Origin of the sequence: Pseudomonas sp. SJZ080 (assembly GCF_007828295.1) — a bacterium.
Taxonomy (GTDB): domain Bacteria; phylum Pseudomonadota; class Gammaproteobacteria; order Pseudomonadales; family Pseudomonadaceae; genus Aquipseudomonas; species Aquipseudomonas migulae_A.
In genome coordinates this window covers 453,747-476,891 of record NZ_VIUK01000001.1, presented here as the reverse complement: position 1 = coordinate 476,891, position 23,145 = coordinate 453,747, and the positions used below count along the sequence as shown (strand labels likewise).

The 23,145-nt window shown below is 60.3% G+C and carries 20 protein-coding genes and 1 pseudogene; 16 read left to right on the top strand and 5 right to left on the bottom strand.

All coding sequences use genetic code 11. The annotated features are described in order from the left end of the window. The first annotated feature begins 80 nt into the window (after positions 1–80). From aroQ to FBY04_RS02135, 11 genes are all read left to right on the top strand, one after another. Positions 81–533 (top strand): type II 3-dehydroquinate dehydratase, encoded by a 453-nt coding sequence (gene aroQ / locus FBY04_RS02185; protein WP_033059577.1) that lies wholly within the window; start codon positions 81–83, stop codon positions 531–533. 46 nt (positions 534–579) lie between these two features. Continuing rightward, positions 580–1,044 carry an acetyl-CoA carboxylase biotin carboxyl carrier protein gene (gene accB, locus FBY04_RS02180; protein WP_084319197.1) on the top strand — a complete coding sequence of 155 codons (465 nt, stop codon included), beginning with the start codon at positions 580–582 and terminating at the stop codon, positions 1,042–1,044. Between the two features lie 17 nt (positions 1,045–1,061). Beyond that, the gene (gene accC, locus FBY04_RS02175) at positions 1,062–2,420 is read left to right on the top strand and encodes an acetyl-CoA carboxylase biotin carboxylase subunit (RefSeq protein ID WP_084319199.1); all 1,359 of its coding nucleotides are present in this window, start codon (positions 1,062–1,064) and stop codon (positions 2,418–2,420) included. A gap of 323 nt (positions 2,421–2,743) precedes the next feature. Then, positions 2,744–3,622, top strand: a complete 879-nt coding sequence (gene prmA / locus FBY04_RS02170) for a 50S ribosomal protein L11 methyltransferase (protein WP_145314371.1) — start codon at positions 2,744–2,746, stop codon at positions 3,620–3,622. A gap of 30 nt (positions 3,623–3,652) precedes the next feature. Then, on the top strand, positions 3,653–4,885 hold the full coding sequence (locus FBY04_RS02165) for a DUF3426 domain-containing protein (protein ID WP_084319202.1): 1,233 nt from the start codon (positions 3,653–3,655) through the stop codon (positions 4,883–4,885). 185 nt (positions 4,886–5,070) lie between these two features. Beyond that, positions 5,071–6,081 (top strand): tRNA dihydrouridine synthase DusB, encoded by a 1,011-nt coding sequence (gene dusB, locus FBY04_RS02160; protein WP_017336338.1) that lies wholly within the window; start codon positions 5,071–5,073, stop codon positions 6,079–6,081. After that, complete coding sequence (fis, locus tag FBY04_RS02155) at positions 6,078–6,398, top strand: DNA-binding transcriptional regulator Fis (protein WP_007907419.1); 321 nt, start codon at positions 6,078–6,080, stop codon at positions 6,396–6,398. Before dusB ends, fis begins: the two co-directional genes overlap by 4 nt. A gap of 81 nt (positions 6,399–6,479) precedes the next feature. Then, positions 6,480–8,087: a bifunctional phosphoribosylaminoimidazolecarboxamide formyltransferase/IMP cyclohydrolase gene (purH, locus tag FBY04_RS02150; RefSeq protein WP_145314370.1), complete on the top strand. Its 1,608-nt coding sequence runs from the start codon at positions 6,480–6,482 to the stop codon at positions 8,085–8,087. Positions 8,088–8,243: 156 nt separating this feature from the next. Beyond that, positions 8,244–9,539 (top strand): phosphoribosylamine--glycine ligase, encoded by a 1,296-nt coding sequence (gene purD, locus FBY04_RS02145; RefSeq protein WP_084319205.1) that lies wholly within the window; start codon positions 8,244–8,246, stop codon positions 9,537–9,539. Between the two features lie 99 nt (positions 9,540–9,638). Continuing rightward, positions 9,639–12,416 carry a hybrid sensor histidine kinase/response regulator gene (locus FBY04_RS02140; protein WP_145314369.1) on the top strand — a complete coding sequence of 926 codons (2,778 nt, stop codon included), beginning with the start codon at positions 9,639–9,641 and terminating at the stop codon, positions 12,414–12,416. A 64-nt stretch (positions 12,417–12,480) separates the two neighbouring features. Continuing rightward, positions 12,481–13,077: a MarC family protein gene (locus FBY04_RS02135; protein ID WP_007937197.1), complete on the top strand. Its 597-nt coding sequence runs from the start codon at positions 12,481–12,483 to the stop codon at positions 13,075–13,077. Positions 13,078–13,143: 66 nt separating this feature from the next. Here FBY04_RS02135 and FBY04_RS02130 read toward each other — a convergent pair whose 3' ends face one another. The 5 genes from FBY04_RS02130 to cobG all read right to left on the bottom strand — a co-directional run bounded on the left by FBY04_RS02130 (position 13,144) and on the right by cobG (position 18,515). Next, complete coding sequence (locus FBY04_RS02130; protein WP_235864385.1) at positions 13,144–13,953, bottom strand: hypothetical protein; 810 nt, start codon at positions 13,951–13,953, stop codon at positions 13,144–13,146. A 174-nt stretch (positions 13,954–14,127) separates the two neighbouring features. Continuing rightward, positions 14,128–15,837, bottom strand: a complete 1,710-nt coding sequence (gene cobJ, locus FBY04_RS02125; protein ID WP_145314368.1) for a precorrin-3B C(17)-methyltransferase — start codon at positions 15,835–15,837, stop codon at positions 14,128–14,130. Continuing rightward, positions 15,837–16,568 carry a precorrin-2 C(20)-methyltransferase gene (locus FBY04_RS02120; protein WP_084319357.1) on the bottom strand — a complete coding sequence of 244 codons (732 nt, stop codon included), beginning with the start codon at positions 16,566–16,568 and terminating at the stop codon, positions 15,837–15,839. The genes cobJ and FBY04_RS02120 overlap by 1 nt, the downstream gene beginning before the upstream one ends. Next, the gene (locus FBY04_RS02115) at positions 16,568–17,194 is read right to left on the bottom strand and encodes a precorrin-8X methylmutase (protein ID WP_084319208.1); all 627 of its coding nucleotides are present in this window, start codon (positions 17,192–17,194) and stop codon (positions 16,568–16,570) included. The genes FBY04_RS02120 and FBY04_RS02115 overlap by 1 nt, the downstream gene beginning before the upstream one ends. Further along, positions 17,187–18,515, bottom strand: a complete 1,329-nt coding sequence (cobG, locus tag FBY04_RS02110; protein WP_256666721.1) for a precorrin-3B synthase — start codon at positions 18,513–18,515, stop codon at positions 17,187–17,189. Before cobG ends, FBY04_RS02115 begins: the two co-directional genes overlap by 8 nt. A 283-nt stretch (positions 18,516–18,798) precedes the next feature. Between cobG and FBY04_RS02105 the strand changes: the two genes are divergently transcribed. The 5 genes and pseudogenes from FBY04_RS02105 to FBY04_RS02085 all read left to right on the top strand — a co-directional run bounded on the left by FBY04_RS02105 (position 18,799) and on the right by FBY04_RS02085 (position 23,142). Then, a complete protein-coding gene (locus FBY04_RS02105) occupies positions 18,799–19,449 on the top strand; it encodes a hypothetical protein (RefSeq protein WP_145314366.1) in 651 nt (216 codons plus the stop codon). Between the two features lie 173 nt (positions 19,450–19,622). After that, the gene (cbiE, locus tag FBY04_RS02100; RefSeq protein WP_084319214.1) at positions 19,623–20,834 is read left to right on the top strand and encodes a precorrin-6y C5,15-methyltransferase (decarboxylating) subunit CbiE; all 1,212 of its coding nucleotides are present in this window, start codon (positions 19,623–19,625) and stop codon (positions 20,832–20,834) included. Continuing rightward, complete coding sequence (locus FBY04_RS02095) at positions 20,827–21,924, top strand: cobalt-precorrin-5B (C(1))-methyltransferase (protein WP_145314365.1); 1,098 nt, start codon at positions 20,827–20,829, stop codon at positions 21,922–21,924. Before cbiE ends, FBY04_RS02095 begins: the two co-directional genes overlap by 8 nt. After that, the gene (locus tag FBY04_RS02090) at positions 21,921–22,649 is read left to right on the top strand and encodes a cobalt-precorrin-6A reductase (protein ID WP_084319218.1); all 729 of its coding nucleotides are present in this window, start codon (positions 21,921–21,923) and stop codon (positions 22,647–22,649) included. The genes FBY04_RS02095 and FBY04_RS02090 overlap by 4 nt, the downstream gene beginning before the upstream one ends. A 190-nt stretch (positions 22,650–22,839) precedes the next feature. After that, positions 22,840–23,142, top strand: a pseudogene (locus FBY04_RS02085) (type II toxin-antitoxin system RelE/ParE family toxin). The last annotated feature ends 3 nt before the right edge of the window (positions 23,143–23,145 follow it).

Below are 23,145 nucleotides of genomic sequence, written 5' to 3'. Positions count from 1 at the left end.
ATAGAACTGGACAGTCACAAAGGCTTTGCGGCATAGTCGCCGGGTTCTGACAAATGCACACGGATAACAAGGAACAGCAGATGGCGACCCTATTGGTTCTGCACGGCCCCAACCTGAACATGCTCGGCACCCGTGAACCGGGCACCTATGGCGCTACGACACTGGCGCAGATCAACCAGGACCTGGAACGCCGTGCTCGTGAAGCCGGCCATCATCTGCTGCACCTGCAAAGCAATGCCGAGTACGAATTGATCGACCGCATCCACGCTGCCCGCAGCGAAGGTGTGGACTTCATTCTGATCAACCCAGCAGCTTTTACGCACACAAGTGTCGCATTACGTGACGCGCTGCTGGCGGTGAGCATCCCATTCATCGAAGTGCATTTGTCTAACGTGCACAAACGCGAACCTTTCCGCCATCACTCTTACTTCTCCGACGTTGCGGTGGGAGTGATCTGCGGCCTTGGCGCCAGCGGTTATCGACTGGCCCTGGAGGCCGCCCTAGAGCAGCTTGAAAGACCGGCAACAGCTTGAACAACAAGCGTTACGCCCCTGACCGACCCTTGGGAGTTGATGATTCATGGATATCCGTAAAGTTAAGAAACTGATCGAATTGCTGGAAGAGTCCGGCATCGACGAGCTCGAGATCAAGGAAGGCGAAGAGTCCGTACGCATCAGCCGCCACAGCAAGACCCCGGCTCAGCAGTACTACGCTCCGGCGCCAATGCACGCTCCGGCTCCGGCACCTGTCGCTGCCGCTCCGGTTGCCGCCGCTGCCGCGCCTGCTGCTCCGTCCGCCCCTGCCCTGAACGGCAACGTTGCCCGTTCGCCGATGGTCGGCACCTTCTATCGCAAATCTTCGCCAAGCTCGCCGTCCTTCGTTGAAGTCGGCCAGACCGTGAAGAAAGGCGACACCCTGTGCATCGTCGAAGCCATGAAGATGATGAACCACATCGAAGCTGAAACCAGCGGTGTGATCGAATCCATCCTCGTCGAAGACGGCCAGCCGGTTGAGTACGACCAACCGCTGTTCACCATCGTTTGAACCGCGGAGAAACTTTGATGACTGCGAAGTTGGAAAAAGTTCTGATCGCCAACCGCGGTGAGATCGCACTGCGGATTCTGCGTGCCTGCAAAGAGATGGGCATCAAGACCGTCGCCGTTTACTCCAAGGCTGACAAAGAGCTGATGCACCTGGGCCTGGCAGACGAATCCGTCTGCATCGGTCCGGCCTCGGCCGCCCACTCTTACCTGCACATCCCGGCAATCATCGCCGCGGCTGAAGTGACCGGCGCTACCGCCATTCACCCAGGCTACGGTTTCCTTGCGGAAAACGCTGATTTCGCTGAGCAGGTCGAGAACTCCGGCTTCGCCTTCATTGGTCCGAAAGCCGACACCATTCGTCTGATGGGCGACAAGGTTTCGGCCAAGCACGCCATGATCGCTGCCGGTGTTCCAACCGTTCCGGGTTCCGACGGCCCGCTGCCGGAAGACGAAGAAACCGCACTGCGCATCGGTCGCGAAGTCGGTTACCCGGTGATCATCAAAGCCGCTGGCGGCGGTGGTGGTCGCGGCATGCGCGTCGTGCATAAAGAAGAAGACCTGATCTCCTCGGCAAAACTGACCCGCTCCGAAGCCGGCGCGGCGTTCGGCAACCCGATGGTCTACCTGGAAAAATTCCTGACCAACCCACGTCACGTGGAAGTCCAGGTACTTTCCGACGGCCAGGGCCACGCCATCCATCTGGGCGACCGCGATTGCTCGCTGCAACGTCGTCACCAGAAGGTTCTCGAAGAAGCACCGGCACCGGGCATCGACGAGAAAGCACGGGCTGAAGTCCTCGCACGCTGCGTCAAAGCCTGCATCGACATCAACTACCGTGGCGCGGGCACTTTCGAGTTCCTGTACGAGAACGGCGCGTTCTATTTCATCGAAATGAACACCCGCGTTCAGGTTGAGCACCCGGTTTCGGAAATGGTCACCGGCATCGACATCGTCAAGGAGATGCTCAGCATCGCCGCCGGCAACAAGCTGTCGTACACCCAGGATGACGTCGTCATCCGCGGTCACGCGCTGGAATGCCGGATCAACGCCGAAGACCCGAAAACCTTCATGCCAAGCCCAGGCACGGTCAAGCACTTCCACGCTCCAGGCGGTAACGGCGTTCGCGTCGATTCGCACCTGTACAGCGGTTATGCGGTTCCGCCGAACTACGATTCGTTGATCGGCAAGCTGATCACCTACGGCGCAACCCGTGACGAAGCGCTGGCGCGCATGCGCAATGCGCTGGACGAAATCGTTGTCGACGGGATCAAGACCAATATCCCGCTGCACCGCGACCTGGTCCGCGATGAAGGCTTCTGTAAAGGTGGGATCAACATCCACTACCTGGAACACAAGCTGGCTGGCGACAAGCACTAAGCTTTAGCCTGATCAACAAAGCCGCCTTCGGGCGGCTTTGTTGTTTCTGGAGATTGCCACACACAATCCCTGTGGCGAGGGGCTTGCCCCCGTTCGGCTGCGTAGCAGACGCAAAACCATTCAACAGAGCCGCATCAGGAAAATCCGGAACGACTGTTTTGGGACCGCTTAGCAGTCCAACGGGGGCAAGCCCCCTCGCTACAGGTAATTTGTTCACCCCGGATCCCTGCCTACCCGGTCGTCTTCTGCGTCGCGCTCGCGTAAACTTGCGCGCTTCTCGCAGCCCGCTAGGCTGCAATCAATATTTTTCAAAGGTGCCCGCCATGCCTTGGCTGCAAGTCCGTCTCGCCATCAGCCCAGAACAAGCCGAAACCTACGAAGACGCTTTCCTTGAAGTGGGCGCCGTGTCGGTGACCTTCATGGACGCCGAAGATCAGCCGATCTTCGAACCGGAACTCAACACCACGCCGTTGTGGTCGCACACCCATCTGCTGGCCCTGTTCGAAGGTGGCACCGAAGCGGCCAGCGTACTGGCGCACCTGGAGCTGTTGACCGGCAGCCCGCTGCCCGAGCATCACAGCGAAGTCATCGAAGACCAGGACTGGGAACGCACCTGGATGGACGATTTCCAGCCAATGCGCTTCGGTCAACGCCTGTGGATCGTTCCAAGCTGGCACGCCGCCCCTGAACCCGACGCCGTGAACATTCTGCTGGACCCGGGCCTCGCATTCGGCACCGGCACACACCCGACCACCGCGCTGTGCCTGGAATGGCTCGACGGTCAGGACCTGAAAGACTGCAACGTGCTGGACTTCGGTTGCGGCTCGGGGATCCTGGCGATTGCCGCCCTGTTGCTGGGTGCCAAACAAGCCGTCGGCACCGACATCGACGTACAAGCGCTGGAAGCCTCTCGCGACAACGCCGGTCGCAACAACATCGCCGAAGAACTGTTCCCGCTGTATCTGCCCGAGGACCTGCCGCAGGTTCAGGCCGACGTGCTGGTGGCCAACATTCTCGCCGGCCCGCTGGTGTCCCTGGCACCGCAACTGTCCAGCCTGGTCAAGCCGGGTGGCCGTCTGGCGCTGTCGGGCATTCTCGCCGAACAAGGCGAAGAGGTTGCCAGCGTCTACGCCCAGGACTTCGATCTGGACCCGATCGCCAATCGCGATGGCTGGGTGCGCATCACTGGCCGTCGGCGCTAGAATGAGCGCCTGCATAATCCGGATCGCCGCATGACCGACAGCTTCGTCACTCAGTGCCCGCATTGCCAAACCAGCTTCCGCGTCAGCCATGCTCAATTGAGCGTGGCCCGTGGGGTGGTTCGTTGCGGCTCGTGCCTGCAAGTGTTCAACGCCGCCAAGCAGCTGCTTGAGCAGGCAGGAAAGGACGTGATCCCCCCGGCGGCTCCCGCCGTCGTCGAGACAGCCGAGCCGCAACAGCGGGCCATCAGTCAGAAGCAGTGGTCTGCCGCTGAACTCGACCTGGACAGCCTGGACCTGGACGAAGAACTTGCCCGGCTCGAACAGCGGGAAATCCAGCCGACCACCGAGTTCGGTCGCCACCGCGAAGACAGCCTGAGCGCCCGTCGGGATACCACCGAACCCGACGAAGAGCCTTGGTCCGACAGCCTGTTCAGCGAATCGGCTGCCGATCGCGCCGAAGCGGCCGAAGCCACGACCACGCCAGAACCGACCGTCGAGCCGAACACCCCCTCGCGCACCGAACCCTCGCTGTCCCTGGAACCGTTGGAACTGGACGACGAGACGCTGCCGCCGCAACTGCGCCTGAACGACCCACTCGACGCCCCGCTTCATCACGAACGCCTGTCAGCGGCCGACACCGTCGACGAGTTCGACGATGACCTGCCCTCGATCGAACCCTTGCGCAAGCGTCGCGAACGCAGCGAGCCGGCGATGCGTGCCGAGGTTCTGCAAGACCTGACCGACGACCCGCTGCAACTCGATTGGCAGAAACGCCGATCCCCCTGGGGTCGACGCTTTCTCTGGTTGCTGCTGATTCTGCTCGGTGCCGGCGCGCTCGTCGGCCAGTACATCGCCTACCACTTCGACGAACTGGCGCGCCAGGATCAGTACCGTCCGTGGTTCCAGCAGGTGTGCCCACAAATCGGCTGCACCGTGCCGTCCAAGGTCGACATCGCGAAAATCAAGAGCAGCAACCTGGTGGTGCGCAGCCACCCGGATTTCAATGGTGCGCTGGTGGTCGACGCGATCATCTACAACCGCGCGCCGTTCTCCCAGCCGTTCCCGCTGCTGGAGTTGCGCTTTGCCGACCTCAACGGCCACCTGATCGCCAGCCGTCGCTTCAAGCCCGGCGAGTACCTCAACGGCGATCTCGAAGGCATGGCGGAAATGCCCCCGCAAACGCCGATCCACATCGCCCTGGATATCCTCGACCCAGGCGCCAAAGCCGTGAACTACAGCCTGAGCTTTCATTCACCCGAGTGAAACGGTTCAGTGTTACGGGTTTGACGGCACATTTCTGGCAGCGACCGCTCAGACCAAACTGCTGGCGATAACAGAATAACTGTTCAGATTTTGTTCAATTCAGCCTTTATCCAGTCATCGAGAGCGGGTATCATGCCAACCCTTTTTCGAACTCTCATGATCCGGCCCCACAACTGGAAAGTCCTATGTCGGCGGTACGCATCGGTCCATACACATTGCACAACGGCTTGATTCTCGCCCCCATGGCGGGTGTCACCGACCAACCCTTTCGTCAGCTGTGCAAGCGACTGGGCGCAGGACTTGTAGTTTCGGAAATGGTCACCAGCGACATGAGTTTGTGGAACACCCGCAAATCGCGCATGCGCATGATCCACGAAGGCGATCCCGAGCCACGCTCGGTACAGATCGCCGGTGGAGATGCACAGATGCTGGCGGATGCGGCCCGGGCCAACGTCGAACTGGGCGCACAGATTATTGATATCAACATGGGTTGTCCGGCGAAGAAGGTCTGCAACAAGGCTGCCGGTTCTGCACTGTTGAAGGACGAAGCACTGGTGACCGAGATCCTGCAGGCTGTGGTGGCTGCGGTTGATGTGCCGGTGACCTTGAAGATCCGTACCGGCTGGGACCGGGACAACAAGAATGGCCTGACGGTGGCGAAGATCGCCGAGCAGGCAGGCATTACGGCGCTGGCGGTTCATGGCCGCACCCGTGCCGATCTGTACACCGGTGAAGCCGAGTACGACACCATTGCCGCGATCAAGCAGGCGGTGTCGATTCCGGTCTTCGCCAATGGCGACATCGATTCACCGGAGAAGGCCCGATACGTGCTCGACGCAACCGGGGCCGATGGATTGCTGGTTGGACGGGCTGCCCAGGGGCGGCCATGGATTTTTCGCGAGATCGACCACTTCCTGCGTACCGGCGAGAAACTCCCGGCGCTGGAACTGATCGAGGTGGAACGCATTCTGCTAGAGCATCTGGCTGCGCTGCACGTCTTCTATGGAGATGTCATGGGCGTACGCATTGCTCGAAAGCATGTGGGCTGGTATCTCGCAACCTTGCCGGGCGCCAGGGAGTTTCGCGCCCACTTCAATCGTTTGGAAGATACGGAAGCACAATGCGCCAACGTTCAGGGCTTCTTCGCCGAACGTTACAAGAGCCTGACAGGGGACGGAGAAGAGGTGGCCGCATGACGATGATGACCGAGACTTTAGTGAGTGGAACAACACCCGTGAGCGACAACGTGAATTTGAAACAGCACCTCAACACGCCGAGCGAAGAAGGTCAGACCCTTCGCGGGAGTGTCGAGAAGGCGCTGCACAATTATTTCGCCCACCTTGAGGGCGCTGCCGTCACGGATGTGTACAACCTGGTGCTCTCCGAAGTCGAGGCGCCCCTGCTCGAGTGCGTGATGAACTACGTCAAGGGCAACCAGACCAAGGCCAGCGAGCTGCTCGGACTGAACCGAGGCACCCTGCGCAAGAAACTCAAGCAGTACGATTTGCTGTAAGCATTCAATCAAACCAGAAAGGCGCCCGCGTAAAAACGGTCGCCTTTTTTGCTGACTCCTTTGCTTTTGATGGAAATTGAAATGACCGACCAGACTACCCGCCTGCCGATCCGCCGCGCCTTGATCAGCGTCTCCGACAAGACCGGGATCCTCGAATTCGCCAAAGAGCTTGAAGCCCTGGGCGTCGAGATCCTCTCCACCGGCGGAACGTTCAAGCTGCTGCGCGACAACGGTGTTGCCGCAGTGGAAGTCGCGGATTACACCGGTTTCGCAGAAATGATGGACGGTCGGGTGAAAACCCTGCACCCGAAAATCCACGGCGGGATCCTCGGTCGTCGCGGTATTGACGACGCCATCATGAACGAGCACGGCATCAAGCCGATCGATCTGGTTGCAGTCAACCTGTACCCGTTCGAAGCCACCATCAACAAGCCAGGCTGCGACCTGCCGACCGCGATCGAAAACATCGACATCGGCGGCCCGACCATGGTCCGTTCGGCAGCAAAAAATCATAAAGACGTGGCCATCGTGGTGAATACCAGCGACTACGCCAGCGTCCTCGAAGGCCTCAAGGCCGGCGGCCTGACCTACGCACAGCGTTTCGACCTGATGCTCAAGGCGTTCGAACACACCGCCGCCTACGACGGCATGATCGCCAACTACATGGGCACCGTGAACCAGGCCGCTGACACCCTCAGCACTGAAGGTCGCAGCGAGTTCCCGCGCACCTTCAACAGCCAGTTCATCAAGGCTCAGGAAATGCGCTACGGCGAGAACCCGCACCAGAGCGCGGCGTTCTACGTTGAAGCCAAGCCTGCCGAAGTCGGCATCGCCACCGCGACCCAACTGCAAGGCAAAGAGCTGTCGTACAACAACGTGGCCGACACCGACGCCGCACTGGAATGCGTGAAGAGCTTCGTCAAGCCGGCCTGCGTGATCGTCAAGCACGCCAACCCGTGCGGCGTTGCCGTGAGCCCGGACGCCGAAGGCGGCATCCGTCAGGCCTACGAACTGGCCTACGCCACCGATACCGAATCCGCGTTCGGCGGCATCATCGCCTTCAACCGCGAGCTGGATGCCGAGACCGCCAAGGCCATCGTCGAGCGTCAGTTCGTCGAAGTGATCATCGCCCCAAGTGTCAGCGCAGAAGCCCGCGCGATCGTCGCGGCAAAAGCCAACGTGCGCCTGCTGGCCTGCGGCGAGTGGTCGGCTGACCGCGCCGCTGCCTGGGACTACAAACGCGTCAACGGTGGCCTGCTGGTGCAGAGCCGCGACATCGGCATGATCAGCGCCGACGACCTGAAAGTCGTGACCAAGCGTGCACCGACCGAACAGGAAATCAACGACCTGATCTTCGCCTGGAAAGTCGCCAAGTACGTCAAGTCCAACGCCATCGTCTACGCCAAGAACCGTCAGACCATCGGTGTCGGCGCCGGTCAGATGAGCCGCGTGAACTCGGCGCGTATCGCCGCGATCAAGGCTGAGCATGCCGGTCTGCAAGTGGCTGGTTCGGTGATGGCGTCGGACGCGTTCTTCCCGTTCCGCGACGGTCTGGACAATGCGGCCAAGGTCGGTATTACGGCGGTGATCCAGCCAGGTGGCTCGATGCGTGATGCCGAGGTGATTGCTGCTGCCGACGAAGCCGGTATCGCTATGGTCTTTACAGGCATGCGTCATTTCCGTCACTGATAAACCGATTCAAATGTGGGAGCGGGCTTGCTCGCGAATGCAATCTGTCAGCGACATTTGTTTCGACTGACGCTCCGCTTTCGCGAGCAAGCCCGCTCCCACAGAAAAGCAGTCTTAGTGCTGCCTCCAGAATTAGCGTCATCCGAGGTTTTTGAAATGAATGTTTTGATCATTGGCAGCGGTGGCCGTGAACACGCCCTGGCCTGGAAAGTGGCTCAGGATCCGCGCGTGCAGAAAGTTTTCGTTGCCCCGGGCAACGCCGGCACCGCCATTGAAGCCAAGTGCGAGAACGTCGCCATCGACGTGCTGGCCCTTGAGCAACTGGCTGACTTCGCCGAGAAGAACGTTTCCCTGACCATCGTCGGCCCGGAAGTGCCACTGGTGGCTGGCGTCGTTGATCTGTTCCGCTCCCGCGGCCTGGATTGCTTCGGTCCGACCGCGGGCGCTGCCCAGCTGGAAGGCTCGAAAGCGTTCACCAAGGACTTCCTGGCACGCCACAAGATCCCGACTGCCGACTATCAGAACTTCACCGAGATCGAGCCAGCCCTGGCTTATCTGCGTGAGAAAGGCGCACCGATCGTGATCAAGGCCGACGGCCTGGCCGCCGGTAAAGGCGTGATCGTTGCCATGACCCTGGCCGAAGCGGAAGACGCCGTACGCGACATGCTCGCCGGCAATGCGTTCGGCGACGCCGGTTCGCGCGTGGTCATCGAAGAGTTCCTGGACGGCGAAGAAGCCAGCTTCATCGTCATGGTCGACGGCAAGAACGTATTGCCAATGGCCACCAGCCAGGACCACAAACGCGTCGGCGACGGCGACACCGGTCCGAACACCGGCGGCATGGGTGCTTACTCCCCGGCACCGGTTGTGACCAGCGAAGTGCACAAGCGCGTCATGGACCTGGTGATCTGGCCAACCGTGCGCGGCATGGCCGAAGAAGGCAACGTTTACACCGGCTTCCTCTATGCTGGCTTGATGATCGACAAGGCTGGTAACCCAAAAGTCATCGAATTCAACTGCCGTTTCGGCGACCCTGAGACCCAACCGGTTATGCTGCGTTTGCAGTCGAGCCTGGTGTTGCTGGTCGAGGCCGCCCTGGCGCAAGCTCTGGACAAGGTCGAAGCCCAGTGGGATCCGCGTCCGAGCGTCGGCATCGTGCTGGCGGCAGGCGGCTATCCTGGCGACTACGCTAAAGGCGTGGCCATCAACGGTCTGGATGCAGCCGCCGCGCTGGAAGGCAAAGTCTTCCACGCCGGTACGGCACTGAAAGACGGTCAAGTGGTGACGGCCGGTGGTCGTGTGCTTTGCGCTACCGCCATGGGCGCCAGCGTTGATGCTGCTCAGCAGCAGGCTTACAAGCTGGCGGCGAAGATTGACTGGGAAGGCTGTTTCTATCGCAAGGACATTGGCTACCGCGCCATTGCCCGCGAGCGTGGCGAAAATCAGGAATAATCGATCCATTCGGTCGGGCAAGGGTTTCAGCCCCTTGCCGGACTATTCCGGCGCCGCGCATAGTTATATTCTGGCATCAACCTACGAAGGGATTTCGCCGTGCGCTGGCTCAGGATTGCCATAGGTTTCACTGTCACGTTGCTGACTTTGCTCTGCATGCTCCCGGCCCAGGCCGCGCAAGGCAGTGGTTGGGCGGTATTGCTCGACGAACAGGGCGACCTGCAACTGAGCGACATCCGCTCCGCGCGCTACACCAACCAATTCAGCCCCACCGAACTCGAACGCCTCACCGCGGCCGAGCCCGGCGGTGCGCTCTGGCTGCGCTTCAGGCTTTCACCTGGCAAGCACGAGCAATTACTGCGGGTATTTGCACCCGACCTGTCGCACCTCAATCTGTATGTGCTCGACGGCGACAAGCTGATTGATCAGTTGAACACCGGCACCGAACAGCCTCAGGGTGAACGGCCATTACCCAACAGCGACTTCATGTTTCCGTTGCCGCAAAGCGAAAAACCCCTCGATGTTTACCTGCGCCTGGTTTCCGAACACCAGATGCGCCCCTACATCACCCTGCAATCAGCAATCATGACCGCCGCCAATCAGAGTCAGACGTTGATTTATGGCCTGCTGTTCGGCTGCATCGGCATGCTGGTCCTGCACAACCTGATTCGGTACGCCTACACCCGATCACGCAGCAGCCTGTGGCTGGCAGGTTGTGAAGCATTGTTGATGCTCAGCCTGGCGCTGCTGCTGAACCTCGCGGGGCCATGGTTACCGGACTGGCATTCAGTGCAGACACCCGGCGCCTACCTCGCCTTGCTGCTCACCGCACCGTGCGGGCTGATGCTTGCCTACCGCTTCTTCGCCCCGCTCGGCCCGCATCCGTTGAACAAACTGCTGCTCGGCGAAATCCTGCTCATCACCGTCTGCGGCCTGCTGTTACTGTTCGTCAATACGCTGCCGCTGAACATCATCACCTATACGCTGGTCGCCCTGGCGGGCCTGACGATGTTGTTCGTCAGCGCCTGGCACTGGCAAAAAGGCTATCGCCCGGCGCGGCTATTCGTGGCAGCCATGGTGGTGTTCAACGCCGGCACGCTGATTATCCTGCCGGCCCTGCTGGGGCTGACGCTGATTGAACCGCAAGGCTTGATCATCGCCCTCCTGGTTTTCATCTGCATCAGCGGCCTGTTGATGAGTATTGCCCTGAGTGAACGCCAGCGCAGCATCACCGAAGACCGTTTCAGCATCAGCCGCGATCTCGCCGCCAGCAACGCAGAGATCAACGCCAAGGCCGAATTCCTGGCGAAGATCAGCCACGAAATCCGCACCCCGATGAATGGCGTGCTGGGCATGACCGAACTGTTGCTGGGTACACCACTGTCGGTCAAGCAGCGCGACTACGTGCAAACCATCCACAGTGCCGGCAACGAACTGCTGACCCTGATCAACGAGATTCTCGACATATCCAAACTCGAATCCGGGCAGATCGAGCTGGACGATGTGCAGTTCGATCTCAATGCGCTGATCGAAGATTGCCTGAGCATCTTCCGCGCCAAGGCCGAACAGCAGAACGTCGAACTGATCAGCTTTATCCAGCCGCAAGTACCGCGGGTCATCAGCGGTGACCCTACGCGCCTGCGCCAGACCTTGCTGAGCCTGCTGGAAAATGCCCTGAAGAAAACCGACGAAGGCGAGATCCTGATCGTTGTCGCCCTCGACGAGCGCAGCGCCAAACCACGCCTGCGCATTGCCGTGCAGGACAGCGGCGAGCCGATGGACGCCGAAGAGCGCGACGCGCTGATGCACGCCGAACTGCACAGCAAGAACTTCCTCTCGACCACCCGACTGGGCGGCAACCTCGGACTGGTGATTGCCCGCCAGTTGATTCGTTTGATGCAAGGCGAATTCGGCGTCAAGAGCGGCGCCAGCCAGGGCAGCACCTTGTGGCTGACCCTGCCCCTGGACCCTGACCGCCTCGAACACCCGACCAACGACCTCGACGGCCCGCTGCAGGGCGCTCGGGTACTGGTGGTGGACGACAACGACACCTGTCGCAAAGTGCTGGTACAACAATGCAGCGCCTGGGGGCTGAATGTCAGTGCAGTCCCGTCCGGCAAGGAAGCGTTGGCACTGCTGCGTACCAAGGCACACCTGCGCGATTATTTCGACGTGGTCCTGCTCGACCAGAACATGCCCGGCATGACCGGCATGCAGCTGGCGGCCAAGATCAAGGAAGACCCGAGCCTCAACCACGACATCCTGCTGATCATGCTCACAGGCATCAGCAATGCGCCGAGCAAGATCATCGCGCGCAACTCCGGGATCAAGCGCATCCTCGCCAAACCAGTGGCCGGCTATACCCTCAAGACCACGCTGGCGGATGAACTGAACCAGCGCAACAAGGGCCTCGCCGTTTCGCCGCACCTGCCCGCGGGCCCGACCCTGCCGGTCAAAGTGCCCAGCGACTTCCGCATTCTGGTTGCTGAAGACAACAGCATTTCGACCAAGGTCATTCGCGGCATGCTGGGCAAACTCAACCTGCAACCGGACACCGCCAGCAATGGCGAAGAAGCCTTGCAGGCAATGAAGGCCCAGCGTTACGACCTGGTACTGATGGATTGCGAAATGCCGATTCTCGACGGTTTCTCGGCCACCCAGCAATTGCGTGCCTGGGAAGTCGGCAACCAGCGGATTCGCACCCCTGTCGTGGCGTTGACCGCGCACATCCTTGCCGAACATAAAGAGCGTGCGCGCCAGGCTGGCATGGACGGGCACATGGCAAAGCCGGTCGAACTGTCGCAGTTGCGCGAACTGATCGAGCATTGGGTAGCCCAGCGCGATCAGCAGAACCGGGCAACGGCTCAAACGTCCTGAGCCGACAGACCCGACCACGCCTGATAGACTCCCCCACGACTTCCCTCGCCAGTGAGCTTGCCCCATGCTCCATGTGTTGTTCAGCGTTTACCTGAAGATGCTGGTGCTCTATAGCCCGTTCTTCGTGTTGTCCTGCTTCATCAGCCTGACCCGCGGTTATTCACGCAAGGAACAACGTCGGCTGGCGTGGAAAGTGGCGACGGCCACGCTGGTGTCCAGCGTCTTGCTGTACCTGTTCGGGCGAGTGATTTTCAGTGTCTTCGGCATCACCGTGGACGCGTTCCGCATCGGTGCCGGCAGCGTGCTGTTCATCTCGGCGCTGGGCATGGCCCAGGGCAAGTCGGCAGTGCAGACCGACAACGTGCAGCAGGACGTCACCATCGTACCGCTGACCATCCCTCTGACCGTCGGCCCCGGCACCATCGGCGCATTGCTGGTCATGGGTGTGAGCCAGCCGCACTGGGACGACAAACTCACCGCCATCCTCAGCATCGCCCTGGCCAGTTTCACCGTCGGCGTGGTGCTCTATCTGTCGAACCGTATCGAGCGGATTCTTGGTGACCAGGGTTTGCAGATTGTCAGCCGGTTGATGGGCCTGTTCGTGTGTGCGTTGGCGGCGCAGATTATTTTTACCGGCGTGAAGGGTTATCTGGTGCCTTAGGGAATTGGCCTGCGCAAGGTGCATTCAAGAACGCCAGAGACATTGCGCCTCTGGCGATAGCCAACCTTATGGACGTCTGCTGAACCGCTTGGACAGCAGCGTTTTTCGATGGCCGGCAAGATACTCTTCAACCAGGTCCTTCACTTCCGCATAGCGAGCAGGATTGAAGGTCAAACACGCTTTGCCCTGGAATACATCGAGCGCCGAGGTCTTCCAGTCAACAAAAAGAACACCGCCATTGTCACTGCCGCCCCGATGATCCACCGCCGCCAATGCAACGACAATCAGGCCGTTAGGCAGCTGCTCACAGGGGATTGTGGATAAACGTACGCCCTCGGCATCTTTCGATTCGAGGTTCAACAGATTGATCGCTTCAGGGTCTTTTTTCAGCGCAGTCAGCGTGGAGTTCGTGACAGCGCTAAGCACCGTAGCGCCTGGAATTGCAGCTTTTGCTGCTTCCACTGCCGCCTGGATAATATCAACCATCACATTATCCATAGTGACGCTTAGCGAACTTGAGCGGTATTTGGAATAACCCGAATCCGGCACAAAGCAACCCAAGGCCTCCATGCAATTAATAAACTCGATATAACGACCCTTCGCATCCTTATGATCAGGAACCTGATACTTGGCCTCAATTTTCGACATAGTAATAATGTCTTCGATAACCCTCATATTACCCAGACTGATATTGCCGCCATAGCCGATAAGGCTATCCCCCAACACCAACGCATCCAGCTCCTTTGTCGGGCTCGAAGTAATCGTGGGGGCACTCGAGCGTGCGCGAATCATGCCAGCCAGTTGGCGCTTCTTAATACACGCGCGTACAAAATCAACACTTTCAGCGACGGTAACGCGACTTTTTTCAATACTCATATGTACATTCCATTGTTAGTTATTACCCTCATGGGCGCCAACCAAACTAACCAAAGAACATCGACCCTACAAATTCAATTGGATACTACATATGTAAACAAGAAAATCACCTCGATCATCTTTAGCCTAAGGCGCGGATGATCGGGCAATTAAAAGAGGCGAAAAAGAAACCTGTTATTGAACAGGCACAAGCTTATCGCCGTAACTACGCGGCGTGTACACCCAGACCCGACCGTCCGGACGCGGAATAACGCGCGTCGTGGAAGAGCCGACAAGTACCATCGTGCGCATGTCCACCTGATCAGGCGTCAGCAGACCGAGTGTTGTCACTCGCAATGTCTGGCCCGGACGGCCGATATCGCGCCCCAGCACCACAGGCGTGTCGGGCGTACGATGCCGAGCGACGATCTCCAGCGCCTGGCCCAGTTGCCATGGACGCGAACGTGAAATCGGGTTGTAGAAAGCCAGTGCCAGATCGGCTTGAGCCGCCAGGTCCAGGCGCTTCTCGATAATGCCCCAAGGCTTGAGGTTATCCGACAGCGACAGCACGCAGAAGTCATGCCCCAGCGGCGCGCCCGCCTGTGCAGCCGTCGCTAGCGATGCAGAAACTCCAGGCAGAATTTCCAGATCAACGTTGTGCCACGCAGCATCGGAGGACTCATGCAGCGCTTCCAGCACTGCCGCAGCCATGGCGAAAACACCCGGATCACCGGATGAAACCACCACCACCGAACGCCCCTGCGCCGCGAGCTCGAACGCGTGACGCGCGCGCTGCATTTCTTCGCGATTGTCGGTGCAATGCATCACTTGGTCGGCCCGGAATGGCCCGGCCATGCGCACATATGTTTCGTAACCAAGCACGTCATTGGCGCGCGCCAGCTCAGCCTTGACCGCCGGCACCATCAGTTCGGCAGCGCCAGGGCCGAGACCGATCACCGCCAGACGACCGCGAGAGCGGCCAATCGACATAGGGTCCAGAGGTTGCGCGGCAACCACGACGGCCACCTGCTCATCACCAAAGTTCGAAACCGGCTGGTCGATGGCGGTGCGCGCCAGCTCACTGACTGAGCCGACGTCGTTGGCAAAACGTAGCGGCACACCCAGTTCAAGCGCCGCTTCACGCAGCGCCGCGCTCGCCATGTCGCCGTCGGCTGCCAGCAGACAAGCCACCGATTGCACCGCGATTTTTGCCTGATGCAGCACCTCACGAACGGCACTCGGCAAATTGCCCACGTCAGCACTGACCGCCACCAACACGTTGCGCGGATAGATCAACAGCTCATTGGCCGCGGGCGTTCGCTCGGCATGACCGACATGAACGGCCAGCCGCGCTTGCGGGTTCTCCGGCAGTTGAGCCTGCCCCAACCACGGCGCCGAGCCTTCGATACGCAGCGTTTCACCGGCAAGCAAATCGGAGACGAAACGCTTGCCCAGCTCCAGATCACCCAGGACATAACCGCTGGGTGGATTGAGCAGGCAGGTGCCAAAGCGCAGTTCACCGCTGGTGGTGATCGCCGGCGCCACATCCAGAGCAACGGCAATTTCCCGCGCCAGCACGTTCACCCCGCCCAACCCGCCTAGCAACGGCACCACCGCACTGCCGTCCTCGGCCACGGCCAGTACCGGCGGCTCGGCGCCTTTCTCCAGCAGCAACGGCGCCAGCGTGCGGATCACGATGCCGGCGGCGCACAGGGCAATGATCGGTGTGTCCTGCTGATAGAGTTCGCGCAGGGTAGCGCCGAATTCGTGATAGACGCGGTCCGCGCCATCGACCCGTTCGGCCAGGCCGTGGATCAGGGCGCCGGGGTATACCTGCTGAATCTTGCGCGCGGTCGCGAGGCTGCCATTGCCGAGAATGACAATCGCCGGAGCTGGACGAGTCATCAGCCTTGCCACCTTTCACCTGGAACGATGATCAACGAGAAGTACGGCGAGGACATCGGTTCGACCTGATCCAGCGGCACGATTTTCTGATTGGCCATGGTTGCGCGTTCGACGTACAGCGCACGTTCGGCGAGGCCGAGCTCTTCCAGTACCTGACGAACCTTCGGGAAGTTACGCCCCAGTTTCATGATCACCGCCGCATCGGCGTCGGCCAGGCGGCGCTTGAGATCATCGTGAGGCAGCACGCCGGACAGAACCGACAGGCTCTGATTGCGATACACCAGCGGCGCACCGAGCACCGAAGCACCGCCGAGCATCGAACAGACACCCGGCACGACTTCAGCCTCGTAACGCTCGGACAGACGATCGTGCAGGTACATGTAGGAACCGTAGAAGAACGGATCGCCCTCGCAGATCACCGCGACATCACGTCCGGCATCGAGATGAGCGGCAAGTTCTTCGCCGGCCGCATCGTAGAAATCGCTGATCACTTGCTCATAGGAAAGCGGCGCCGGCAACGCTTCAGTCGTCACGGGATACACCAGCGGCAGCAAGGTTTGTGCGTCCTGCAAATGCGCTTCGATGATGCCGAACGCATTGCCCTTTTTCCCCTTGGCGACGAAGTACGCCACCACCGGTGATTCGCGCAGCAGGCGCAGGGCCTTGACGGTAATCAGTTCCGGATCACCGGGGCCGACGCCCAGGCCGATCAAGCGTCCAGGTTGCTGCATCATTCGATCTCCGTGGCGAGGGCATTGACGGCGGCGGCGGCCATGGCGCTACCGCCCAGCCGGCCTTGCATGATGACAAACGGCACGCCACGGCTGTCCGCCGCGAGCGCTGCCTTGGATTCGGCGGCGCCGACGAAACCCACCGGGAAACCGAGGATCAGCGCCGGTTTCGGGGCGCCGGCGTCGAGCATTTCCAGTAGATAAAACAGTGCGGTCGGCGCGTTGCCGATCACCACCACGCTGCCTTCCAGGTGCGGGCGCCACAACTCGAGCGCGGCGGCGGAACGGGTGTTGCCCAATTCGCGGGCCAGTTCAGGAACGCTATCATCGCGCAGGGTGCAAATGACCTCGTTGTTCGCCGGCAAACGCGTGCGGGTCACGCCCTCGGAGACCATCCGCGCATCACACAGAATCGGCGCACCGGCGGCCAGTGCATCGCGCCCGGCCTTGCCCGCGCCTTTGGAAAATTGCAGACCGTCAATCGCATCGACCATGCCGCAGGCGTGGATCACCCGCACCGCGAGTTTTTCCAGATCGGCCGGGATTCGTTCGAGGTTGGCCTCCGCGCGAATGATCGCGAAGGAGTTGCGATAGATCTCCTGACCGTCGCGGATGTAATCAAGCATCAAGGGGGCTCCGTGAGCGGGCGTCGAGCAAGGCTGCGACCGCTTCAATAGTAAGGTTGCGTGCGTGCAGGGCGCCGAAACCCGGCTGCCCCGCATCGCGAAAATAGAGGTCGTAGTGACCGGGGGAGATCGCCAGCAGCGTGACCGGCGCAACATGCGCAGCCGCACAGGAACGCGAACAACCGCTCAGATGAACGCTCAAGCGCTGACCATGGTGTGGCAACAGCGCTGCCAGTTGCAGGGCATCGTCCTTGGTGTCGGCCAGGCCTTTGGCGCACCCCGTGGAACCGGTACAGGCAATTACGTGAGCCAGCGACTGATCGGCTGAGCATATAAAACCGAGCCGGTTCAATGCGTCAGTCACCGCCGGCGCATCCTTGAACTGAACGCCGGGAACAAGCAGGCTTTGCCACGGCGTGAAACGCAAGCTGCCATCACCGTAGGCACCGGCCAGCTGCGAAACGCCTCTGAGCATGGCCGAATCCAGTCGCCCCAATGGCACGCCCGCGCCAATGTAGACGAGCCCGTTTTGGCGTTGTGGATAAGTGCCAATGTGCAGCGCAATTGAAGATGCAGATCGGTCCCAACCTGTGACGTCGACCGGTGGCTGACTCAAGCGCTGGACCAATTGCGCCATGAAATCCGAGACCGGCAATTCGGCCAGCAAATGACGCATTCGAGTCTGGTCGGGACGAGCGAGATCCAGAAACAGCTCCAGCACCTTGATCACCAACTCGTGCCCCAATGCCTCTGGCACCGCGCCCAAAGGCTCATCGACCGGACATCCCGCCAGACCGAAAGCCAGTAACGATTCGCCGTTCTGTTCGACAGCCGATAACCACACATCGTGAGGATGCTCGAGCATCGCCAGTGCTTCGCCGCCATCCAGCTGCACGGCGAACTTGGCCGACAAGTCGTGGAAGCGCGCACGGGTTTGCAAGCTGTCGAGAATCTGCCCGGCCAAGGGCCGACTGTCGATCAGCATGTGTCGATCAATGCCGGCACTGGGGCTCAACATCAGATTGCGCACATCGTCGCCTGCGGCGGTGGTGGGTCCCAGGCCGGCGGCCAACAGACTCTCGATCAATGCTGCTGCCTGCTCACCAATACCGCGAATCTGCAGATTTGCCCGGTTGGTCGCCTCTATCACGCCACCGGCATATCGCGCTGCCGCATCAGCCACGGCGACGGCCTGATCCGCGCGGATAGAACCGCCGCCAAGCTTGATCCGGCAAATGCCGCCATCCAGCGCCTGGACGACACGTAACAATCCGGGACAAGCCGAAGGTCGCAGAGGACTGAATGTCTGACGTGGATTCACGGAATGGCCGGTTACAGGACGAAGGGCAGCATTATGCCTGCTTTGCCCGGCCGGATGAAAAAGCTCAAAGGGATTGACGACGAAACGTGCTCCACAGGGGGGGCACCCGTTGTTTCGCATGAAGTCCAAAAGGTCGTTTTAAATCAACTTTCAAACATGACTAAACAGTAAGAATCAATTCTGCATGCCATCGCTATTTTCAACTATGCACCCACCCTCGTACCTTGCATAAACAAACCATTAACCACGTTCATCAACGCCGCGCTTATATAAGGAGCCCCCCATGAACAATGAAAAGCCCTCCGGCATATTGACCGGACCAAACTTGCTCTCCTGTATTGACGAACTTTCATTGCAGGATCACGACGACTTGACTCACTGCACACAGATCGCCACGCACTCCGCCGACATGGCCTGTAGCCGCTTTGTCGACTCCACAAAGTGGCTGGATGAGTATGTAACCACTCTGAATTTCTTAGGCTGGTCGGTGTTCCAGGACACCATTTTTACCCGTACCCGTCACGACGTCTCGAAAAGCGTCGCTGATTTCCTGATCCAGCGTGCCCAAGCCATGCCGGACCACAGGCAAGGGAACGCGATGATCGACACGCTCGACGCACTGAAACCCGACAAGCCGGCAGTCGTGTCTCTGGATGAAGAAAGCCTGCTGGGGAATCACTTTCAGGTCATTCCGGCACGGTACGACTCAAAGGGCGTTCTTCAGATCGCTGTCTTTAATCTTGAACTGGTGGCTGACACTAAGAAAAGTAACTTCCTGTTCTTGGGGCGGGAGGGCCACGCCGCCAAAATCATCCAGCAAGGTGCGTACCTCAAACTGGATAAAAACATACTCGAGACTAAAAGAGCGCTCATTGAGAAAAAGCGCAGCGAGATCAAAGCAAAGCGGTTCGACCTGTGGAAGAACAAACGATAGGTAAACAGGTTGAATTCCCTTCGCTTAAAAAAGCTCGAGTGCATTCAACAGCAATTTCACCGACTGCCAGCAGGCGAATGCAATCGACACCGCGCTATGATGCGCAGCGGCGCAGGTCAAGACAGACCTGAACGCTGCGATGATTTGGCATCGGTTGATCGAAGAGGAACAGCATGACCCCGTGGCTGACAGTGGTAGGTATCGGAGAAGACGGCTTCAAGGGCCTGGGTAAAAACGCCCGTCACGCCTTGCTCCGCGCCTCCAGGATCGTCGGCGCCCAACGCCAGCTGGATCTGCTGTCGCCCTGCATTCGCGGCGAACGCGAACTCTGGCCCAGTCCGTTTTCCCTCGATGCGGTGCTGGCCCGACGTGGCGAACCGGTTTGCGTGCTGGCCAGCGGTGACCCGATGTTCTTCGGCGTCGGCGCCAGCCTTGCCCGGCTATTGCCCAGCGATGAAATGCAGATTCTGCCGGCGCCCTCTTCCTGCTCTCTGGCTGCCGCGCGCATGGGCTGGCCGTTGCAGGACGTGGTGACGTTGTCCATGGTTGCCCGCCCGATCGCGGCGCTCAACGCGCAGTTGTTCAGCGGCATCCGCTTGCTGGTGCTGTGCAACGACGGCCAAAGCCCCGCCGCGATTGCCGCGTTGTTGCGCGAGCGTGGCTTCGGGCCGAGCCGCCTCAGTGTGCTGGAACATATGGGCGGTGAAGCCGAACGGCGCGTCGACGGCGTCGCCCGCGATTGGGCCGATCCGGTGATCGCCGATCTGAATCTGGTCGCCATCGAATGCATCGCTGAACCCGGTGCGCCGCGCCTGTCACGATTGGCTGGCTTGCCGGACTCGGCGTTCAAGCACGACGGCCAATTGACCAAACGCGACGTGCGCGCAATCACCCTAGCGCGCCTGGCCCCGGTGCCCGGTGAACTGCTGTGGGACGTCGGTGCCGGCAGCGGCTCGATCGGCATCGAATGGATGCGTGCCCACCCGAGTTGCCGGGCTCTGGCCATCGAGGCCGATGAAGGACGGCAACTGCTGATCGAGCAAAACCGCGACGCGCTGGGCGTACCCGGCCTGCAACTGATACGCGGCAAGGCGCCACAAGCCCTCGCCGGACTCGAGCGCCCGGATGCGATCTTCATCGGTGGCGGAGTCACTCGCGAGGGTGTGCTGGACACTTGCTGGGCTCAGCTGAAACCCGGTGGTCGACTGATCGCCAACGCCGTCACGCTGCAAAGTGAAATGGCCCTGATGGCCTGGCGCGAGCAGCACGGCGGCGAGCTGACGCGCATCCACATCGCCCAGGCGCAACCGTTGGGCGACTTCGACACCTGGCGCCAGGCGCTGCCGATTACCTTGCTGGACGTGGTCAAACCTTTCGATGCGTGACGAAACCGCCGAACAACCCGCACCGCTGCGCAGCGGCCTCACGACGGGCAGTTGCGCCACCGCGACCAGCCTCGCGGCTGCTCGCCTGCTACTCGGCGGCGAGTGCGCGGACGCCGTGAACATCATCTTACCCAAAGGCAAGCAGGTGCAAATGCGTCTGGAGTTCTGTCGACTCCTGGATGACGGCGCCGAGGCCGGCACGATCAAGGATGCCGGCGACGATCCGGACGTGACCCACGGCGCACTGCTGTTCTCCCAAGTGCGATTGAACGCCGAACCGGGCATTCGTTTCAGTGCCGGCCTTGGTGTGGGCACGGTCACCCGGCCAGGCCTGGTGTTGGCGGTCGGCGAACCGGCGATCAACCCGGTCCCGCGCAAGATGATCACCGACCACCTGACCTTGCTCGCTGAGGAACTCGGTTATCGCGGCGGTTTCGAGGTTACGGTGAACGTCGAGGGCGGCGAGGCGCTGGCGTTGAAAACCATGAATCCACGGCTGGGCATTCTCGGCGGCTTGTCGATCCTGGGCACCAGCGGCATCGTCCGGCCGTTTTCCTGCGCGGCTTACATTGCCTCGATCCATCAGGGCATCGATGTGGCGAAAACCAATGGTTACCTGCACATCGCCGCGTGCACCGGCAACGCCAGCGAAGACACCATGCGCCGCGTCTACGACTTGCCGGAAATCGCCTTGATCGAAATGGGCGATTTCGTCGGCGCCGTACTCAAGCATCTGCGCAAAGTGCCTGTGGATAAACTCAGCCTGTGCGGCGGCTTCGGCAAGATCAGCAAACTGGCAGCCGGGCACATGGACCTGCACAGTCGGCATTCGAGCATCGACCTGCCGCAACTGGCTGAATGGGCGGCAACGGTCGGGGCAGATCAAGCGTTGCAGCAAGCGATCCGCGAGGCCAATACCAGTCAGCAAGCGCTGGCGATGGCCAACGCGGCCGGCATCGCACTCGGCGATGCGGTGTGCCGGCACGCGCTGGCGTTTGCGCGCAGCGTGGTGCCGGCGCAGGTTCAGGTTGAAGTATTTGCCATCGATCGCCAGGGCGGGATTGTTGGCCATGCGGGAGTTTTTCAATGAAGCGCATTTTGCTGCTCGGTGGCGTGACGGAAGCGCTGGCGATCGCCCGTACGCTTGGACCGGAGCACCTCTACAGCCTGGCCGGCGTCGGTCGAGTGCCGACCGATCTGAATTGCCAGGTGCGCGTCGGCGGCTATGGCGGTGCAGAGGGACTGGCGCAGTTCATCCGCGACGAAGGGATTGATCTGCTGCTGGACGCGACGCATCCGTACGCAGCACAAATCAGCCAGAACGCTGCGACCGCCGCACAGCTGACCGGCATTCCCTGCTGGGCATTCAGGCGTCCGGCCTGGCAGCCGCAAGCCGGGGACGACTGGCGCGAAGTCAGCGACTGGGCCGGGTTGATCGACGCGCTCAAACCGTTCCGGCGACCGCTGTTCACCCTCGGCCGTGAACCCTTGCAGCATCTGCAGGAAATCCCGCCAGAGCAATTCTGGACGTTGCGCGCACTGGATGTTTATCCGGGCAACGAGCGCTGCGAAGTGATAGGCGCACGCGGACCGTTCCTGATCGACGATGAACGTGAGCTGTTTGAACGTCGGCAGATTGATGTGCTGATCAGCAAGAACAGCGGCAGCACCGCCACCGAGCCGAAACTGGAAGTGGCGCGGGAACGGGGGGTGCCGGTGTTGGTGTTGAAGCGGCCGGTGTTGCCGGGGGTGGATCGGGAGTTTGGAAGCGTGGATGACCTGCTAATTGCCTTATCTGTGTCGGACGTTTCCTGAGACCTGTAGCTCCTTGTGACTTTGCCCGCAACACTTCAGGAAAGAGCCGACTGTATCTCCAATAGCTTCAATCCTATATTCCCATTCTTTTGATTCTACCAAGCACAACGACTCGATTCTTGAGGAACGACCCACCACGACTCGAGAAAGGGCTGCTTGCCAATATGTATCCCAAGGAATACGATCCAGCATGATCGACTTCAAACGATCCAGCGCATTTGCCGATTGGCTCGACTCACTCAGAGACACCATTGGATAAGCCCGGATCATCGCCAGGCTCCGAGCTGCCGAACATTGAAATTTTGGCGATTGCGAACCTGTAGGCGAATCTGTCTATGAAATGCGTATTCATCATGGTCCGGGCTACAGGATGTACTTCACTCGTCGAGGCGAAGTGGTTTACCTGCTTTTGGTGGGGGGCGACAAGTCGACTCAAAAACGCGATATCAATCGCGCCATTCAAATGGCGCAAAACATCGGTAATGAGGAGTAGATC